Below are 18106 nucleotides of genomic sequence, written 5' to 3' on the forward strand. Positions count from 1 at the left end.
ATAGCAGATGAACTTCGACATTACCGAAGAACAGAAGATGATGATGGAGACCGCCCGCCAGATCGGCGAGCGCTTCGGACTCGACTACTGGCGCGAGAAGGACGGGGCGAAGGAATATCCGCACGAGGTCTGGCAGGCGATCTGCGAGGCGGGCATCGCCGGCATGATGGTTCCCGAGGCCTATGGCGGCCTCGGCCTCGGGCTGGTCGACCTGGCGCTGTGCATCGAGGAGCTCTGCAAGGGCGGGGCGGGCTCCACGCTTTCCCAAATGTTCATGCTGAACCCGGTCTTCGGCGGGGTGTCGCTTGCGCTTTACGGCAGCGAGGCGATGAAGCGCGATCTGCTCCCCGGCCTTTGCGACGGCAGCGTCACCTTCAGCATGGCCCTCACCGAGCCCGACGCCGGCACCAATTCCCTCGGCATGAAGACGCGGGCGGAGCCGGTGGACGGCGGCTGGTCGATCTCCGGCCAGAAGATCTGGATCACCGGGGTCGCCGCCTCTAGGAAGATGCTGGTCGTGGCCCGCACCACGCAGCCGCAGGAGGGCGTGAAGAAGACCCACGGCATCAGCCTGTTCATGATCGATACGGACCGGGCCGGCGTCAGCCATACCGAGATCGACAAGCTCGGCACCAACACGCTGCCTTCCTCGATCGTCTATCTCGACCGCGTCTTCGCCTCGCACGACGAGGTGATCGGCACCGTCGACGGCGGCTGGCCGGAGCTTCTCGATATCCTCAACTGCGAGCGCATCGTCACGACGTCGGGGCTCGTCGGCACCGGCGCGCTCGCCCTGAAGCTGGCGGTGGATTACGCCCGCGAGCGCAAGGTCTTCAACGGGCGGCCGATCGGCAGCTACCAGGGCCTGCAGTTCCCGCTCGCCCAGCAATGGGCCGAGCTGGAGGCCGCGCGCCTCCTCAACCTCAAGGCCGCCTCCAATTTCGACCGGAACCTGCCGTTCGGTTCGGAGAGCAACGCCGCCAAGCTGATCGCCTCGCAGGCCGCCTCGGCGGCGGCGGAGCAGTCGATGCAGGTGATGGGCGGCATGGGATATTCCAAGGAATTCCACGCCGAGCGGTTGTGGCGCGATGCCCGCCTCTTCCGTTTCGCTCCGGTTTCCGAGGAAATGATCCTCAATTACATCTCGACAGTGAATCTCGGTCTGCCAAGATCGTACTGAGGCGAAGGAGGAAGCCGATGTTCAATCTGTCCCGCTGCCTGGCGGTCAATGCCGGCCGGAGGCCGGCCGGCGAGGCGCTGGTCTACGGGGACCTGCGCCTCGACTGGCAGGCGCTGGAGGCGCGTGTGCAGCATCTCGCCGCCGCCCTTGCGGCGCGTGGCGTGGGCGAGGGCAGCATCGTCGCGCTGATGATGAAGAACAGCCCGGCCTTCATCGAGCTCGTCTATGCGATCAGCCATCTCGGCTCGGTGATCCTGCCGCTGAACTTCCGTCTTTCCGCGGACGAGGTGGAATATATCGCGAACCATGCCGGGGCGGTCACGATCGTCGCCGACGACATGTTCGAGGCACAGGCCGCGGGCGCCGGCCTGCCGCTGATCGTCCTCGACGCCGCCGGCCAGATGGATATCGGGGCGGCGCTTCTCGATGCCACGCAGGGACGGCAGCGCTTCGCCGCGATGCCGCGCGGACGCGACGATATCTTCCGGCTGATGTACACGTCCGGCACGACCTCGCGGCCGAAGGGCGTGGTGCACAGCTACGACAATTTCTACTGGAAGTGCTTCGACCATACCCTCTCGCTGGGCCTCAACGAAGAAACGCGGCTTCTGGTCGTCGGCCCGCTCTACCATGTCGGCGGCTGCGACCTTCCCGGCCTCGGCGTGCATCTGGCGGGCGGCACCCTGGTGCTGCTGCGCGACTACGAGCCGCGCGCCGTGCTCGAGGCGATCGAGCGCGAGAGGATCGACGGCATCTGGCTTGCCCCGGTCATGGCGAACGACATCCTGAACCTGCCCGCCGAGGGGCTGCCCGACGTGTCCTCGCTGCGCTGGTGCATCGCCGGCGGCGAGCGCACGCCGGAATCGCGCATTCGCGCCTTCTTCGACCGTTTCCCGAAGGCCCGCTATATCGATGCCTATGGCATGACCGAGACCGTCTCGGGCGATACGCTGATGGAGCCGGGACGGGAATTCGACAAGATCGGCTCCGTCGGGCGGTCGCTCCGCTTCGTCGAGATCGAGATCCGCGACGAGGCCGGCGCGTGCCTTCCCTTGGGCGAGGAGGGCGAGATCTGCATGCGCGGCCCCAAGGTGATGAAGGGGTACTGGCGCGATCCGCAGAAGACCGCGGAGGTGTTCTTTTCCGATGGCTTCCTGCGCTCCGGCGATGTCGGCTATCTCGATGCGGACGGCTTCCTGTTCATCACCGACCGCCAGAAGGACATGATCATCTCGGGCGGCGAGAACATCGCTTCCTCCGAGGTCGAGCGGGTGATCTACGAGCATCCGGCCGTCAAGGAGGCCGCCGTCTATGCCCGCCTGCATCCGCGCTGGGGCGAGGTTGCGGTCGCCGCCATCGTGCTTGCGGAAGGGCAGACGATGACCTATCAGCAATTGCTTGATCATTGCCGCGCGCGTCTGGCGGGTTTCAAATGCCCCAAGGACATGGTCGTCCTCGCGCAGCTGCCGCGCAATCCGTCGGGCAAGGTGCTCAAGCGTACCCTGCGCGAGCTTGATGCCGCCGGCTCCCTGGTCGCGCAGGAAAGGGTGAACCAGAGTGCCTGAAGCCAATTCTCCGGTATCGGTCCGCAAGCCCCAGCGACGGCGCATGAGCCGGGAGGAAAAAGCGCGGGTGACGCGCGACAGCCTCCTCAACGCCGGATGCGCGGTGGTGGCGGCCGAGGGCTATGCCGCGGCCTCGATCGCCAAGATCGCGGACCTCGCCGGTGTCGCCCACGGCACCTTCTACAATTATTTCGAGGATCGCCAGGCGCTGTTCGACGAGCTGCTGCCCTATGAGGGCCTGCGCATGCGCGACCAGATCGAGGAGATCGCCCGCAATGCGCCGCCGGGCATGCAGCGCGAATTCGTCCGCTTCGAGGCGTTCCTGAACTATGTGATCGAGAACGAGGGCTTCTACCGGGTTCTCTACGAAGCCGAGATCTTCGCCCCCGGCGCGCATCGCGCGCATATGGACAATATCGTCAACGGCTACAAGCGCACGTTCCACCGCGCGATGGACGAGAACCGCATGCACCGGCTTGCCCCGCGGCATGTGGAATGCCTGATCTACCAGATCCTCGGCATGCGCGCCTATGCGGCCATGCAGATTCACTTTGCCGGCGAGGTTTCCGAAAAGCACGCGATCCGCGATGCCGCCGGGGAGACCTACCGGCTCCTGATCGGGCGCAGCCTGCTGGAAAACGTGGCGCCGGATCCGCCGACGGACGCCTAGGGCATATCGGGGGATTCCTATTTCCCGGCAGGCGAACTATGACTTTGTCATGGAAGATTCGGCGAAGATTCGTTTTTCACGTCGCAGCGGACCGCTCCTTGGCAGGGCCGCACTGCTGGCGGCGGTCACGGCGATGGCCGTGGCGGGATGCGCGGCGCGTCCCGGCGTGGGCGTCGCCACGATGTCGGCGATCGTTCCTGCCTCGAGCGCACTGGTCCTGCCCGCTCCGGGCACCAGCTCCATCGTCAGCGTCGTCCAGCGGCAATATACCAATGCCGTCGAGCAGCAGGTGGCGCTGTCGACATCCGCGGCGACATCCGGGCAGAACTTCCTGAGCATCCAGGCCTTCGGCCCGGCCCAGACGGTCGCGATGCCCGGCGGCACGCTCGCCTTCAAGCCCATCCAGCATTCCGCGATCCGGGCAGAGATACGCACCCATTTTCCCGGCCGCAGCCTTCCGATCTCCAGCAACTTCGTGCGCAACGGCTACGGGCCGTTCGGCTATGCCTACGGTCGCGGCGCGGGCGACGACGGGTGCCTCTATGGCTGGCAGCAGATCCGCTCGGACGTTGCCGACCGCGACAGGATGCGCGACCTCGGCATGATCCAGATCCGCCTGCGCGTCTGCCAGGCGGGGGCTTCGGAGAAGGATCTGGTCGAGATGATGTACGGCTACACCATCGTCGGCGGCTTTTCCGGCGCGACATGGAATCCCTACGGCACGCCCGCGTCCGTCGATAGCCAGGTCGGCGGCGGGGAGCCGCTGCGTGTTCCCTTCGAGGAGCGCAAGGTGCCGGTCGCGGCCCGCACGCAGCAGCGCGTGCCGGCGACCCGCCAAGCCGAGGAGAGCAGGCCCATTCGCAAGGTCGAGGCTGCCGATACCGACAATGCCGTGATCGTTCCCTCTCCGGCGGGTGGGACGGCGGCGTCGGAAGGCGAGGCCGTCGTTGTTCCGTCGCCCGTCTGCGTGACCGGCGCGGCGGGTTCGGCGACCTGCAGGTAACGCAAGGCACTCGCGCCTAATTTTTCCTTAAGGATATGGTGGATAAGGTCTTTCCCGTACACGCTATGACGGCGAAGGACGGTGCATGAAATATACCGGTACGATCATGCTGTGGGCACTCGTGTCCGCGCTCGTGATCCTCGTGATTACCCTACCCACCAATCTGCAGACGCAGCTCATCGCCAGCATTGCCGTGGTCACGTTCATGGCGGTGATCAAGGTGCTGCGCGCCGAGGGCATCTGGCGGCTCATCGCGCTCGCCTTCGGCACCGCCGTGGTGCTGCGCTATGTCTACTGGCGCACGACGAGCACCCTGCCGCCGCTGAACCAGCTCGAGAACTTCATTCCCGGCTTCCTGCTCTATCTTGCGGAAATGTACAGCGTGATGATGCTGGCGCTCAGCCTCTTCGTCGTCGCGATGCCGCTGCCGCCGCGCAAGAGCCGCACGGCCGGGGAGGGCAGGCTGCCCTCCGTCGACGTCTTCGTGCCCAGCTACAACGAGGATGCCGCGCTCCTTGCCAACACGCTCGCCGCCGCCAAGGCGATGGACTATCCCGCCGACCGCTTCACGGTATGGCTGCTCGACGACGGCGGCACGGAGCAGAAGCGCAATGCCACGGCGGTCGTCGAGGGCCAGAGCGCGCAGGCCCGGCACCGCGAGTTGCAGGCGCTCTGCCAGGATCTCGGTGTCAACTATCTCACCCGCGCCCGCAACGAGCATGCGAAGGCCGGCAACCTCAACAACGGCATGCAGCATTCGACCGGCGAGCTCATCGCCGTCTTCGACGCGGACCATGCCCCGGCGCGCGATTTCCTGCGCGAAACGGTCGGCTATTTCGGCGACGATCCCAAGCTCTTCCTCGTCCAGACCCCGCACTTCTTCCTGAATCCCGACCCCCTGGAGCGGAACCTGCGCACCTTCGAGACGATGCCGAGCGAGAACGAGATGTTCTACGGCATCATCCAGCGCGGCCTCGACAAGTGGAATGCCGCCTTCTTCTGCGGCTCGGCGGCGGTGCTGCGACGCACGGCGCTCAACGAGGCGGGCGGTTTCAGCGGCCTGTCGATCACCGAGGACTGCGAGACGGCGCTGGCGCTCCATTCGCGGGGCTGGAACAGCGTCTATGTCGACAAGCCGTTGATCGCCGGCCTGCAGCCCGCCACCTTCGCCAGCTTCATCGGCCAGCGCAGCCGCTGGGCGCAGGGCATGATGCAGATCCTGCGCTTCCGCTTCCCGCTCTTCAAGAGCGGGCTCTCGGTGCCGCAGCGCCTCTGCTACATGTCCTCGACGCTGTTCTGGCTGTTCCCGTTCCCACGCACGATCTTCCTCTTCGCGCCGCTCTTCTATCTCTTCTTCGACCTGGAGATATTCACCGCCTCCGGCGGCGAGTTCCTCGGCTATACGCTGGCCTACATGCTCGTGAACCTGATGATGCAGAACTATCTCTACGGCTCGTTCCGCTGGCCGTGGATATCCGAGCTCTACGAATATGTGCAGAGCGTGCATCTCCTGCCGGCCGTCGTTTCCGTGATGCTCAACCCGACCAGGCCGACATTCAAGGTCACGGCGAAGGACGAGTCGATCAAGGTGGCGCGGCTGTCGGAGATCAGCCGGCCGTTCTTCGTGATCTTCGCCGTGCTCTTCGTCGCCTTCCTGATGAGTGTCTACCGCTTCTATTCGGAGCCCTACAAGGCGGACGTGACCTTCGTCGTCGGCGGCTGGAACCTGCTCAACCTCGTCATCGCCGGGTGCGCGCTCGGCGTCGTCTCCGAGCGCAGCGAGCGGGCGGCGAGCCGCCGCGTGGCCATCAACCGCCGCTGCGTCTTCTCCTACGACGGACGGGAATATCCAGGGACGCTGGAGAACGTCTCGGCCAACGGCGCGCGCATGCAGGTCTTCGGACTGGAGGGGGAACTGGCTCCCGGCGCCCACGCGGCGCTCCGCTTCACGCCCTATGGAAGCGAGCAGCAGGAAACGCTCCCCATCGACATCCGCAACACGGAGAACCTCGGCAGCGTCGTCGCCGTCGGCTGCCGCTTCATGCCGGAGGAGGCAAGGCACCACTCGCTCGTCGCCGACCTGATCTTCGCCAACTCGAACCAGTGGAGCGATTTCCAGGTCTCGCGCCGCTACAATCCCGGCCTCGTGCGCGGATCGCTCTGGTTCCTCGGCATCGCGCTCTACCAGACCAGCCGCGGCCTGATCTATCTCATGCGCAACTTCACGGGCAGCAGGAAGGAGGCGGCATCGTGATGCCTTATCGCACGACCGCCGCTTCCTTCGGCTTTGCCCTCGTCCTTTCGGCTTCCACGGTCTTCGCGCAGGAGCAGGCGACCCCCTTCGACATGTCCGGCGAGCGCGGCCCCGCCGTCGAAAAGCCCGCCGCGGTAGAAGAGGAGAAGCCGGCCACCGAGACGCCGGTGACGCAGACCAGCGAACCGGAGAAGAAGGCCGCAACGGCCGACCCTGCCGCGCGGCGCTACATCATTCCGGCGGAGACCCTGCTTCTGGAAGGGGAGGTGGCAAGCCGCTCCTTCCCGGTCTTCCTGACCAAGGAGCAGGCCGCCGGCGCGGATGCCATCAGCATCGGATATTCCAGCGCGGTGGTGGTCGCGCCGGAAGCCTCGAAATTCACGGTCGTCATCAATGACGTGCCGGTGAAGGAGATGCCGGTCCAGTCGCCCGAGGGCACGACGGACATGCGCCTCCCGCTGCCGCCCGGCCTGCTGCGGCCGGGCGGCAACCGCGTGACCTTCAGCGTCGCGCAGCGTCACCGCACCGACTGCACGATCCAGTCGACCTATGACCTGTGGACGGCCATCGATCCCGCGCGCACGTTCCTGACCCTGCCGGCGGAAAAGGGCGGCGCCCTGCTGACGACCGACGACATCGCCGCCGTGGGCCTCGGGCCGACGGGCCGGACGAAGTTCCGCATGGTCGTGCCGGAGATGGGCCAGCCCGCCGCCACGAACGCCCTGATGCGCCTCAGCCAGGGGCTGGCGCTGATGGCGAAGATGCCGAACCAGACCTTCGAGATCGTCAACGCCCTGCCCGAAAAGGCCGAGGCGGGCGAGCTGACGGTGCTCGTCGGCACGGCCGGCGACCTCTCGCCGCTGCTGCCCGCCCTGCCGGCTTCGGCGCAGACCGCGGCGCTCGCGACCTTCGTCGATGCGCCCGGCGGGCGGAAGGTCTTCGTCCTGAGCGGACCGAGCTGGCCTTCGATCGAGGGTGCGGTGGAGGGCGTCGTCTCGCCCGTCGACCGGCCGCTTGGCGTCACGCGCGAGGCGCTCAGCGTGCGCCAGCGCAATGCCGCGGAAATGCCCCTCGTCATGGGCGAGGCGGCGCTGACCTTCTCCTCGCTCGGCGTTCCCACCAGCGAATTCAGCGGCCGGCGTTTCCGCACCGGCTTCGACATCGGCATACCGTCGGACTTCTATGCCGACGCCTATGGCGAAGCGACGCTGATGCTCGATGCCGCCTATTCCTCCGAAGTGCTGCCGGGCAGCCATATCGACATCTATGTCAACGGCAATATCGCCTCCACCGTGCCGATCACCAACCGGGACGGCGGGATATTCCGGCACCTGCCGATCCGCGTGACCATGCGCCACTTCCGCCCCGGCCCCAACCGCATCGATATCGAGACGATCCTGCGGACGCAGGCGGATGCGGTCTGCGCGCCGGGGGCCAGCGCCCTGCCGGAGCCGCGCTTCGCGCTGTTCGACACGTCCGAGCTGCGCATGCCGCGTTTCGCCCGCATGGCACAGCTTCCGAACCTCGATGCGCTTTCCGGCACCGGCTTTCCCTATAACGGCCTGACCGATCCGATCGCGCTCTATCTCGACCGGCTCGACAGCGATACGCTTTCGGCGGGCGCGACCTTCCTCGGCAAGGTGGCGGTCGCGAGCGGCCGGGCGCTGCAGATCCGGCCGGAAGCCTCGGCGCTCGCCATCGGGGAGCGCAACGCGATCCTCGTCGGCACCATTTCGCAGCTTCCCCCGCTCGTGCTCGCCCAGACGCACATTGCCGGCGAGAGCGCATCGTCCTGGGGCGCGGCGGCCGGCGGCGGGCAGCAGCGCGCGACGCAGGATGCGTTCAGCGAATGGCAGTCGCGCGTGCGGACCGGCTCCTGGCGCGGACAGATCACCGCCTTCGAGGAGTGGCTGCACAGGACCTTCGACATCTCCCTGTCCTCGCTTCGTCTCCTGCCGGGTCCCGAACAGGAAATCCTCCCCGATGCCCGCGCGGGCTTCCTCGTCGCACAGGGCGACAGCCCGGAAGAGACCGGCGCATGGACGGTGCTTGCGGCGCCGACGGGAGATGCCCTGCGGGCCGGCATGGATGGCCTGGCGCAGGAGGCGCGCTGGCAGCAGCTCGGCGGCTATGCGAGCCTTGCGAGCAAGGACGGGAAGCTGCCGCTCGACGTCCGGCCGGTCAACCGCGCCCGTTTCGTCGCCACGCAGCCTTGGACATTCTCCAACATGCGCCTTGTCGCGGCGAACTGGCTGTCCCTGAACATCCTCGCCTATGCGGTGGCGTTCTGCGGCCTGTCCATCCTGCTCGGCATCGCCACATCGGCCCTGCTCCATCGTTTCGGCCGCGGTTCATGACCTCTCGTTTACCCGTGGTTAACCATATCGCGGTTTTATCGCAGGTGGTTGGCTCATCTTGGGGGATACGGGTCCGTATTCCTGCGTTCAAGGCGCATGGTGTCGTCGCGGTCCAAGCCGGAGCCTGATGTCGAACGCGTACCGAAGGAAAATCGGGATGAAGTCGATCCTTATGGCGCTCGTCCTCGTCTCTGCCGGGGCTGCCAGCGTCGCCGGCCTCTCCTTCGGCGTGTCGGGCGACGCGGCCAAGGGTTTGCCCAGTGCCGGCGGCACGGGAATGCTCCAGCCCGGCAAGCAGTCCCGCATGGAAGTCGCGCAGGCCGGGCAGGACGGCCAGACCCCGCAGCCGGCCGGCACCTCGGACGCCGCGGCAGACAAGCCTGCCGTCGACGAAAGCGCGCTTCGCTATTTTGCCGCGCGGGGCGATACCGCCCGCCTCAATGCCGAAATCGCGCGCCTTCGCACGCTCTACCCCACCTGGATCCCGCCGGAAAACCCGCTCGCCGTGCCGGTGAACGAGGACAAGCAGCTTGAGGAGATGTGGGCGCTCTACAGCCGCTCCCGTTATGCCGACGTCCGGGCCGCCATCGCCAGGCGGCAGAAGGAAGACCCGCAATGGGTTCCGCCGGCCGATCTCGTCGACCGGCTGGACGTCGCGGAAAAGCGCGCCGCGCTCGTTGCCGCCTCGAATGCCGGCAACAGCGAGGAGGTGGTGCGCCTCGGCGCCGAGACCCCGAGCCTTCTCACCTGCAGCGATGCCGACGTGCTCTGGCGCGTCGCGGATGCCTTCGCCAGGACCGACCGGCCGCAGCGGGCGCGGGATGCCTATGGCTACATGCTCGACAATTGCGCGGACGCGGCCGTCCGGCTTGCCACGGTGCAGAAGGCCTCCACCGTGCTCGGCTACAGCGACATGCAGGACCTGCTTGCCCGCGAGCGCAAGGGCGCCGACGGAGCCATGGAATTCGATACGCTGCGGCCAGATCTCGCCCGCCGCTTCGTGGGCGAGGGCGCCGAAGACCCGAAGATCGCCGTGGCGCCGGCCTATCTGAAGATCGTGGAGAAGCTCTCGACGGATCAGGGGCTTGCCTCGGACGCCCTGCTGCTCGGCTGGTATCACCTGCGCCGCGACGAGAATGCCGTGGCGGAACCCTTCTTCCGCAAGGCGCGCGCCATCGAGGATTCCGCCTCCGCCTCGCAGGGGCTCGCCCTCATCCTCCTCGCCCGCAAGATGCCGGCGGAGGCAGAGGAGGCGATGTATCCCTGGCGGACGACCTCCGATCAGGCGATGGAGACCTATCTCGCCGCCACCGCCAATCTCCTGGCGCTCGATCCGCCGCCGAAGCTGGACGGCAAAGTCCTTGGCCGTATCGCGGCCGTCGCCATCGAGCAAAAGCACCCCGAGACGGGCGAGCAGTTCGGCTGGTATGCGCTCGCCATGAACCAGCCGAAAACGGCGGAGGAATGGTTCGCGCAGGTGCTGCAATGGAAGGCGGATTACGAGCCCGCCGCCTATGGCCTCGGCGTCGCCCGGCTGCGGCTTGAGGATCGTGCGGGCCTCGAAGCCGTCAGGCAGGCCTGGGGCGCCCGGTCCGAGCGCATCGCGCGCCTTGGCGAACGGAATGCCGACGACGAGGTGGTCCGCAGAGGCGGGCGGAAGGCCGTGCCGGTCGAGCGTAAGGTGGTTTCGGACCGCATCGCCGAGGAACGCGCGCAGCCGGTGGAGGAAGTCGCCCTGCGGCCGCAACGTGTAAAGCGCACCCCGCGCCGCGTGGCGGGCGTTGCCAATTGCCGCACTGCGGGCGATCCGGCCAGCCTGCCGCCGGCCGGCGCGCTCTCGCTCGGCTGGTGCCTGATGGAGATCAACCGGCCGCTGGAGGCGGCGCAGGCCTTCGAGGCCGCGCTGGCGGGCGACGGGCAGGTGCGCGGCGACGCGGCCTATGGCCAGAGCCTTGCCTATCTTCGCGCGGGCCTGACGAGCGATGCTGCCGTCGCCGCCACCAGGGCGAAGCTCGATGGCCGCCGCGGCGCCGAGCTGCAGGCCGCGATCCTCTCCGACCGGGCCGTCAGCAGCTTCCGCGCGGCGCGCTATCGCGAAACCATCGTGTTCCTCGACCAGCGCAAGCAGATCGTGGCCGAGCCGGCGGACCTGATGGTGCTGCGCGCCTATGCCTACAAGAATCTCGGCCTGCGTGCCGATGCCCTCCGCCTCTTCGAGGCCCTCGGCGAGACCGGCCGGCAGGACGCCATCCGCGCGCTGGCCGAAATGCGCGACGAGCGAGACCGGCGTCAATGAGTCCGGTTGGCGGCGCCAGTTCGCGATGGAGAAGGATTGCGGCAATGGTGTTTGCGGCGGCTTGCGTTGTCACGGCGGGAGTTTCCGCGGCCTTTTCGCAGGACGCGGAAAAACTCTTTGTCAACGACAGGAGCGGCGCGCGCGTTGCGGCCGGGACGCTGGAAGGGCAGGCGAAGGCGGATGCTCTCGCCCTTTCGGGCATTCCCTCCGCGACCTGGTTCATGGAGGGCTCCCAAAAGGAAACGAAGGCGGCTGTCGCCGATATCGTGAAGCGCGCTTCCGCCGAACAGGCGATCCCGGTTCTCGTCGCCTACAACATCCCTCACCGGGACTGCGCGCTCTATTCCGCGGGCGGCGCGAAGAACACGGCCGACTACATCCAGTGGATCAAGGCCTTCGGCGCGGGGATCGGCAGCCGCAAGGCGATCGTGATCCTTGAGCCGGACGGCCTCGGCGTCATCCCGTTCAACAGGAACGTCGCCGGTGACCTGGAGCCCTGCCAGCCGGAAAAGGCCGACCCCGCCTATGCGGCGGCGGAGCGCTTCGCGCAGTTGAGCCGAGCGGTGGAGATCCTCAAGGCCTTGCCGGGCACCCGGGTCTATCTCGACGGCACCGGCAGCAACTGGCTTTCGCCGGGCGACGCCGCCGACCGCCTGATCAGGGCGGATATCGGCAGGGCGGACGGGTTCTTCCTCAACGTCTCGAATTTCGAGAGCGACGAGCGGGTCACGAGGTTCGCGGCATGGCTGAGCGACTGCCTCGCCCTCGTCACGGCAGGTAGCCTTGAAGCAAAAAACTGCCCTAGCCAGTTCCACCCCGCGACCTTCGACGACGTGACGACCTGGGCGGAAACGGACGAAGCCTATGACCGTGCCTTCGCGGAAGCCGGGCTGACGCGCGACCCGGCCGGGCAGAAACATGCGATCATCGACACCAGCCGCAACGGCGCGGGTTCATGGAAAGCGCCCGACGGCAAATACGAGGATGCCGAAGCGTGGTGCAACCCGCCGGAACGCGGCCTCGGCCGGCGTCCGACGCTTAAGACGGGCAATCCCTATATCGACGGCTTCCTTTGGATAAAGGTCCCCGGCGAATCGGACGGCCCCTGCCATCGCGGCACATCCGGACCGGCCGATCCCGCCCGCGGGATCGTGGCGCCGGCGGCCGGCGGCTGGTTCCCCGAGCAGGCACGCGAGCTCATCCGCTTCGCCAATCCGCCTTTCGACGCGGGCAAGTGAACGGCTTCCCTACCTGTAGCTGCTTGGGGAGTGGCCGTAGCGCTTCTTGAAGGCGTTGGAGAAATACTGGCTCGAATTGAAGCCGCAGCTCAGCGCGATCTCGGTGACGCTGGTGTTGCGCGGCTCCTGCAGCAGGCGCGAGGCGTGCTCCAGCCGCAGGTGCTGGAGATACTGGCGCGGCGCCATGTTGGTGAGCTTCTTGCAATAGTCGGAAAAGCGGGTGCGCGAGAGCCCGCATTCCTCGGCCATGCCTTCCAGCGACCAGTCCTCCTCCAGCGCATGGGCAAGCCGCCGCAGGAAGATCGCGACGGTGTGCTGCGAGGTCGAAAGATCGGGATCGAGCGTCGGCGCCTGCTCGCCCATCCGGTCGATCAGGCTCAGCATCATGGCGTTGATCGCCACCTTGAGGCGCGTCTCGCCGTCCTCCGGGCTGCGGTCGAGCAGGATGGAGGGTATGGCCTCGAAGGCGCGGCAGAGCTCGGCGCCGCCGTCCCAGACCGGCTGGTTGTTCTGCGTCAGGATATCGCCGAGCCGCGCCGCCTCGTCCCTGGAGAAGACGAGCCAGTCCGGCCAGTCGGGCGTTTCGCTCGGCCGGCGCAGGCCCGCATCGAGGATGATCCACAAGAGCCGGCTCGGCCCGACATTCGGATTGCCGATGGAGTGGAGCTGCCAGGGGCGGATGACGATGAACTGGCCCTGCTTGAGCGCATAGGTCCGCTCGTCCACGACGAGGTCGAGGCTGCCGCGGGCGAGATAGGCGATCTTGAAGCCTTCGTTGCAATGCCGGCCGAGCCCCCAGGACTGGCCGTGGCGCGCATCCCAGAAGCCGACGGTGCGAATGCCCGGCAGGCGCTCGCCGAGCGAGGTGCCGGGATAGCTGCCGCGCGTCCAGGCATGAAGCTCGACCTCGCCGCGCCGGGCGGCGGCCTGCAATTCCTTGCAGTTGTCTGCATACATGACGGAGTCCGGCTGGCGGAAGACCGAGGGCCGGCAATCGGCCGGCGAAATCACCGCATGTCTGTTCACGTCGCGCCTCCCAACACAAAATGACTTAAGAAATTTACCACTGTTGTCGTCCGCAAGAATTGCCGAGTCAAGCCTGCCATTGTGGCCCGTGTCGCGCAGGCCGATGGGAGAGGCCGGCGCGGCGAAGGGGAGGACATCAGTGAAGGTCGCATTCAACCTGCTCGTCATCGGCGCGGATATCGGCATGCAGCACGCGCGCCAGCTCGAACGGCTGAAGGCGCTCGGCTACGACGCGGTGGAGGTTCCTGTCTTCTCCGGCAAGGTCGAGCACTATGCGGCGCTCGGCCGGCTGCTTGCCGATATCGGCCTGACGGCGGGCGCGGCGGCCGTCGCGACGCCCGAGGCCAATCCCGTCAGCCCCGATCCGGCGGTGCGCGCGAAAGCGCGCGACCACCATCGCTGGATCGTCGACTGCACGGCGGCGATGGGCGGCGAGATCGTCGCGGGGCCCCTTCATTCGCCCGTCGGCGTCTTCACCGGTTTCGGGCCGACGCCGGAGGAAACGGGCCGCTGCGTTGAGGCGATGCGCGCGATGGCGGAATATGCGGCCCCCGCTGGCGTGCGCATCTCGGCGGAAGCGGTCAACCGTTTCGAATGCTACATGATGTCGACCATCGCTCAGGCATCGGCCATCTACCGCGCCGTCAACCATCCCAATTACGGCTACATGTTCGACACGTTCCACGCCAATATCGAGGAAAAGGACCCGCCGGCGACCTTTGAGCGCTATCACGGCGAGATCAACCATTTCCATGTCTCGGAAAACGACCGCGGCGTTCCCGGCTCCGGCCATGTGCCCTTCGCGGCGCATTTCGACGCGCTGCGCCGCTGCAACTACGACGGCTGGCTGACGGTCGAATCCTTCGGCCGCGCCCTGCCGGAGCTCGCCGGCGCGACGCGGGTCTGGCGCGATCTCTTCGACGATCTCGACGGCCTTTTCGCCGAGAGCGTCGCCTTCATCCGCCGCGAATGGGCGGCGGCGGGAGAGCGGCTGGCATGACGGCTGTTCCCGCCCTCGGCATGTCCGGCATCGGCAAGGTCTTTCCGGGCGTGCGCGCGCTCGACGGCGTGGATTTCGACTGCCTGCCCGGCGAGGTCCATGCGATCTGCGGCGAGAACGGCGCCGGCAAGTCGACGCTGATGAAAATCCTCGGCGGCAGCTACCGGCCGGATACCGGCGAGATCCGCCTCGACGGCAGGGCCGTGCAGTTCACCCATCCCCGGCAGGCGGCGGAAGCGGGCATCTCGATCATCCATCAGGAGCTCAGCCTGCTGCCGCACCGCACGGTGGCGGAGAACATCTTCATGGGCCGCGAGATCGCCCGGCGCGGCATCCTCGACAAGGCGGCGATGCGGGATAAGGCGGCGGCGCTCCTTCGCCGCATCGGAGCGCAGATCGATCCGCAGGCGCCTGTTTCCTCGCTCTCCATCGCCACGCAGCAGCTCGTGGAGATCGCCAAGGCGCTTCTCCTCGATGCGCGCATCCTCGTCATGGACGAGCCGACGGCGGCGCTGGACGAGCGCGACAGCCGGGCGCTGCTCGCGCTGGTGCGGACCCTCCGGGGCGAGGGTGTTTCGATCGTCTACATCTCCCACCGCATGCCGGAGGTCACGGCGATCGCCGACCGCATCACCGTCCTCAAGGACGGCAGGAAGATCTGGACGCGGCCGCGCGAGGCCGCCCCGATCGGAGAGATCGTGCGGGCGATGGTCGGCCGCGACCTCAAGGATTTCTACCCCGCGCCGCCGGTCTCCGCGCCGGGCGCCGTCCTCCTTGCCGTCGAGGGCGGGGCAAATGCGGCGCTGCGCGACATCGCCCTCAGCGTGCGGGCCGGCGAGATCGTCGGCGTGGCGGGCCTGGAAGATTCCGGCAAGGGCGCGCTGGCGCAGGCGCTGGTCGGCGACGCGCCGTTCTCCGGCGGCGCGGTCGCGCTGCGCGGCAGGCCGGTCGCCCTTCGCACGCCCCGGCAGGCGACGGCCGCCGGCATCGGCTACCTGCCGGGCGACCGCAAGCGCGAGGGGCTCGCGCTGCGCCAGTCCGTGCGCGACAACGCGCTCCTGACCCTGCGCTCCATGGCCGGCCTCTTCACGCGGCCCGAGCGCGGCGCCTTCGCGCCTTCCGCCATCGACGAACGGTTGCGCGGCATGGACGTGCGGGCCGGGGATTTCGGCCAGGAGGTCGGCACGCTCTCCGGGGGCAACCAGCAGAAGGCGATCATCGTGCGCTGGCTGGCGCAGGCATCCGACATCCTCGTCTTCGTCGAGCCGACCCGCGGCATCGACATCGCGGCCAAGGCGGCGATCTACGAGACGATGCGCGGCTTCGCCGATTCCGGCCGCGGCATCGTCGTGGTCTCCTCCGACATGCCGGAGCTGATCGGCATCGCCGACCGCATCCTCGTCATGCACCAGGGCCGCCTGTCCGGCGAATTGCCAAGGGGCGCGAGCGAGGAGGACGTCATGCATCTCGCCCTCGGCCTTGCGGATGCGCCGCAAGCGGAGGCACGCGCATGACGACGGATATCGTGAAGCCGAAGCCGGCCGCTGCGGGCCTGTCCATCGCCGTGCTGCTGGCGGGGCTCTCCATCGGCTTCTTCGTCGTGGTGGCGCTTGCGACCGGCGAGACCGCGCAGCTCGGCGGGCAGGGCATCGTCGGCCTCCTCCAGCGCATGGTGGCCCTCGGGCTGGTCGCCGTCGGCCAAACCTTCGTGATCCTCGTCGGGTCGATCGATCTTTCGGTCGCCGCGCTCATCAGCGCCGTCGCCGTCCTCGCCTCGCATATCATGCAGGGCGATCCGGCGATGATCCTGTCGGCCATCGTGATCTGCCTCGGGCTCTGCCTCGCGGTCGGCCTCGTCAACGGTGCATTGGTCGCCTATGGCGGCATCAATCCGCTGATCGCGACGCTCGGCACGGGGCTCGTCATCCAGGGCGTGCTCGCCGCCTCGTTCGGCATGCTGCAGGGGGCGGTGGCGCGGGAATTCCAGGTCGTCGCCTATGGCGGCGTGCTGGGCGTTCCCTATTCCATCCTGCTGCTCGCCGCCCTCTCGCTCGCCGCCGCCTTCGTGCTCGACCGCACGCTGTTCGGCGCGCGCATCTATGCCGTCGGCGGCAATCCGGACGGGGCGCGGCTCGCCGGCATCCGCACGGAGCGCGTCACGCTGTCCGCCCATGTGGTCGCCAGCCTGTTTGCCGGCGCGTCGGGACTCTATCTCGCCGCCCGGCTGCAATCCGGCACGCCCTGGATCGGCCGCGACGGCATCTACGACCTCGAATCCATCGCCGTGACGGTCATCGGCGGCACGATCCTTGCCGGCGGCAAGGGCGGCGTCGCCGGCACGCTCGCGGGCGTCCTGCTCTTCGCCAGCCTCGATGCGGGCTTCAACATGCTCGGCATCGACGCCTTCCTCAAGCAGGTGCTGCGCGGGGCCATCGTCGTTGCCGCCGTCGCCATCCACGCCGTCCGCTCGAAGGGGCATGTCGCATGAGCCCCGTCCCGCAGACCCCTTCCTCCCTTCGCCGCCCGGCGCGCATCGCCGTCAATGCCGGCCTCGTGATCTTCCTCGCGCTCTATGCGGGCATCGCCTTCCTCCAGCCGAACTATCTGGAGCCGGGCCTCTTCATGAATTTCCTGCGCCGCGCCGCGCCGCTCGTCATCCTCGCCTGCGGCCAGCTCTACGTCATCCTGACGGGCGGCTTCGACCTCTCCATGGGAGCGGTCGCGACATTGGTCGTGCTCGCCGCCTCGATCCTGATCAACGGCGATCCGGAGACGACCTGGGCGGTCATCGGCGTGCTCTATGTCATGGGCATCGCCGTCGGCCTCGTGAACGGCCTCGTCGTCGCCTTCCTCAAGGTGCCCTCGATCATCGCGACGCTCGGCGCGATGCTCTCCGTCAACGGGCTGGCGCTCGCCTGGTCGGGCGGGGCGGCGCGCGGCGACCTGCCGGACAATTTCCGCAATCTCGGCCGTCTGGTCTGGCGCGACGTTCCCCTCGTCGGCGCGTTGCCGCTCGCGGCCATCGTCCTTGCCGGCTTCGTGGCGCTCGCCTGGTGGGTGCTCAACGGCACCGTCTACGGCAAGCGGGCACTCGCCGTCGGCGACAATCCGCGGGCTGCGGAGCTCGCCGGAACGCCGGTCGCCGCAACGCGCATCCTCGCCTTCGTGGTCTCCGCGGTCTCGGCGGTGACGGCCGGCATCCTGATCGGCGGCTTTTCCGGCGTCTCCGTCAACGCCGGCGAGGGGCTGGAGCTGCAGGCCATCGCCGCCTGCGTCATCGGCGGCGCGCAGCTTCTCGGCGGGCGCGGCTCCATCTGGAGCGCGGTGTTCGGGGCGCTCAGCCTCTTCGCGCTCTTCACCCTGCTCAATCTCATTGGCCTGCCGCAGGCGCTACGCGACAGCATCCAGGGCCTGATCCTGATCGCCGCGGTGGGCGCCAGCGTGTGGCGTGGCCGGCGGCGGACCTGACCCGACATATAGCATCAACCGCCGGCGCGGCCGGCATTCTGGAGGAGGA

Annotated in this window: 13 protein-coding genes; 12 read left to right on the forward strand and 1 reads right to left on the reverse strand. The window is 67.8% G+C overall.

The window, feature by feature from the left end; all coding sequences use genetic code 11:
* Positions 1-7 precede the first annotated feature (7 nt).
* From ACZ1A1_RS02200 to ACZ1A1_RS02235, 8 genes are all read left to right on the forward strand, one after another.
* Positions 8-1180 carry an acyl-CoA dehydrogenase family protein gene (locus ACZ1A1_RS02200; protein ID WP_463618577.1) on the forward strand — a complete coding sequence of 391 codons (1173 nt, stop codon included), beginning with the start codon at positions 8-10 and terminating at the stop codon, positions 1178-1180.
* Positions 1181-1197: 17 nt separating this feature from the next.
* Positions 1198-2745 carry an AMP-binding protein gene (locus ACZ1A1_RS02205; RefSeq protein ID WP_463618578.1) on the forward strand — a complete coding sequence of 516 codons (1548 nt, stop codon included), beginning with the start codon at positions 1198-1200 and terminating at the stop codon, positions 2743-2745.
* Positions 2746-2812: 67 nt separating this feature from the next.
* The gene (locus tag ACZ1A1_RS02210; protein ID WP_463618579.1) at positions 2813-3415 is read left to right on the forward strand and encodes a TetR/AcrR family transcriptional regulator; all 603 of its coding nucleotides are present in this window, start codon (positions 2813-2815) and stop codon (positions 3413-3415) included.
* Positions 3416-3464: 49 nt separating this feature from the next.
* Complete coding sequence (gene bcsN, locus ACZ1A1_RS02215; RefSeq protein ID WP_463618580.1) at positions 3465-4418, forward strand: cellulose biosynthesis protein BcsN; 954 nt, start codon at positions 3465-3467, stop codon at positions 4416-4418.
* 85 nt (positions 4419-4503) lie between these two features.
* A complete protein-coding gene (gene bcsA, locus ACZ1A1_RS02220) occupies positions 4504-6672 on the forward strand; it encodes a UDP-forming cellulose synthase catalytic subunit (RefSeq protein ID WP_463618581.1) in 2169 nt (722 codons plus the stop codon).
* Positions 6672-9029, forward strand: a complete 2358-nt coding sequence (locus ACZ1A1_RS02225; RefSeq protein WP_463618947.1) for a cellulose biosynthesis cyclic di-GMP-binding regulatory protein BcsB — start codon at positions 6672-6674, stop codon at positions 9027-9029. The genes bcsA and ACZ1A1_RS02225 overlap by 1 nt, the downstream gene beginning before the upstream one ends.
* Positions 9030-9186: 157 nt before the next feature.
* Positions 9187-11325, forward strand: a complete 2139-nt coding sequence (locus ACZ1A1_RS02230; RefSeq protein WP_463618582.1) for a cellulose synthase — start codon at positions 9187-9189, stop codon at positions 11323-11325.
* Positions 11326-11369: 44 nt separating this feature from the next.
* Positions 11370-12563, forward strand: coding sequence for a glycoside hydrolase family 6 protein (locus ACZ1A1_RS02235; protein ID WP_463618584.1), 1194 nt, complete (start codon positions 11370-11372; stop codon positions 12561-12563).
* Positions 12564-12572: 9 nt separating this feature from the next.
* Here the strand turns inward: ACZ1A1_RS02235 and ACZ1A1_RS02240 are convergent, their stop codons facing one another.
* Positions 12573-13589, reverse strand: a complete 1017-nt coding sequence (locus ACZ1A1_RS02240; protein WP_463618585.1) for a helix-turn-helix domain-containing protein — start codon at positions 13587-13589, stop codon at positions 12573-12575.
* 139 nt (positions 13590-13728) lie between these two features.
* On the opposite strand from ACZ1A1_RS02240, the gene ACZ1A1_RS02245 reads away from it, so the two are divergent.
* The 4 genes from ACZ1A1_RS02245 to ACZ1A1_RS02260 are packed head-to-tail and all read left to right on the forward strand — an operon-like array spanning position 13729 to position 18057.
* Complete coding sequence (locus ACZ1A1_RS02245; RefSeq protein WP_313191945.1) at positions 13729-14589, forward strand: sugar phosphate isomerase/epimerase family protein; 861 nt, start codon at positions 13729-13731, stop codon at positions 14587-14589.
* Positions 14586-16103, forward strand: a complete 1518-nt coding sequence (locus tag ACZ1A1_RS02250) for a sugar ABC transporter ATP-binding protein (RefSeq protein ID WP_463618586.1) — start codon at positions 14586-14588, stop codon at positions 16101-16103. Before ACZ1A1_RS02245 ends, ACZ1A1_RS02250 begins: the two co-directional genes overlap by 4 nt.
* Positions 16100-17077 (forward strand): ABC transporter permease, encoded by a 978-nt coding sequence (locus tag ACZ1A1_RS02255; RefSeq protein ID WP_463618587.1) that lies wholly within the window; start codon positions 16100-16102, stop codon positions 17075-17077. Before ACZ1A1_RS02250 ends, ACZ1A1_RS02255 begins: the two co-directional genes overlap by 4 nt.
* A complete protein-coding gene (locus ACZ1A1_RS02260) occupies positions 17074-18057 on the forward strand; it encodes an ABC transporter permease (RefSeq protein ID WP_313191942.1) in 984 nt (327 codons plus the stop codon). Before ACZ1A1_RS02255 ends, ACZ1A1_RS02260 begins: the two co-directional genes overlap by 4 nt.
* The last annotated feature ends 49 nt before the right edge of the window (positions 18058-18106 follow it).

Source organism: Shinella sp. R2-11 (assembly GCF_055330205.1).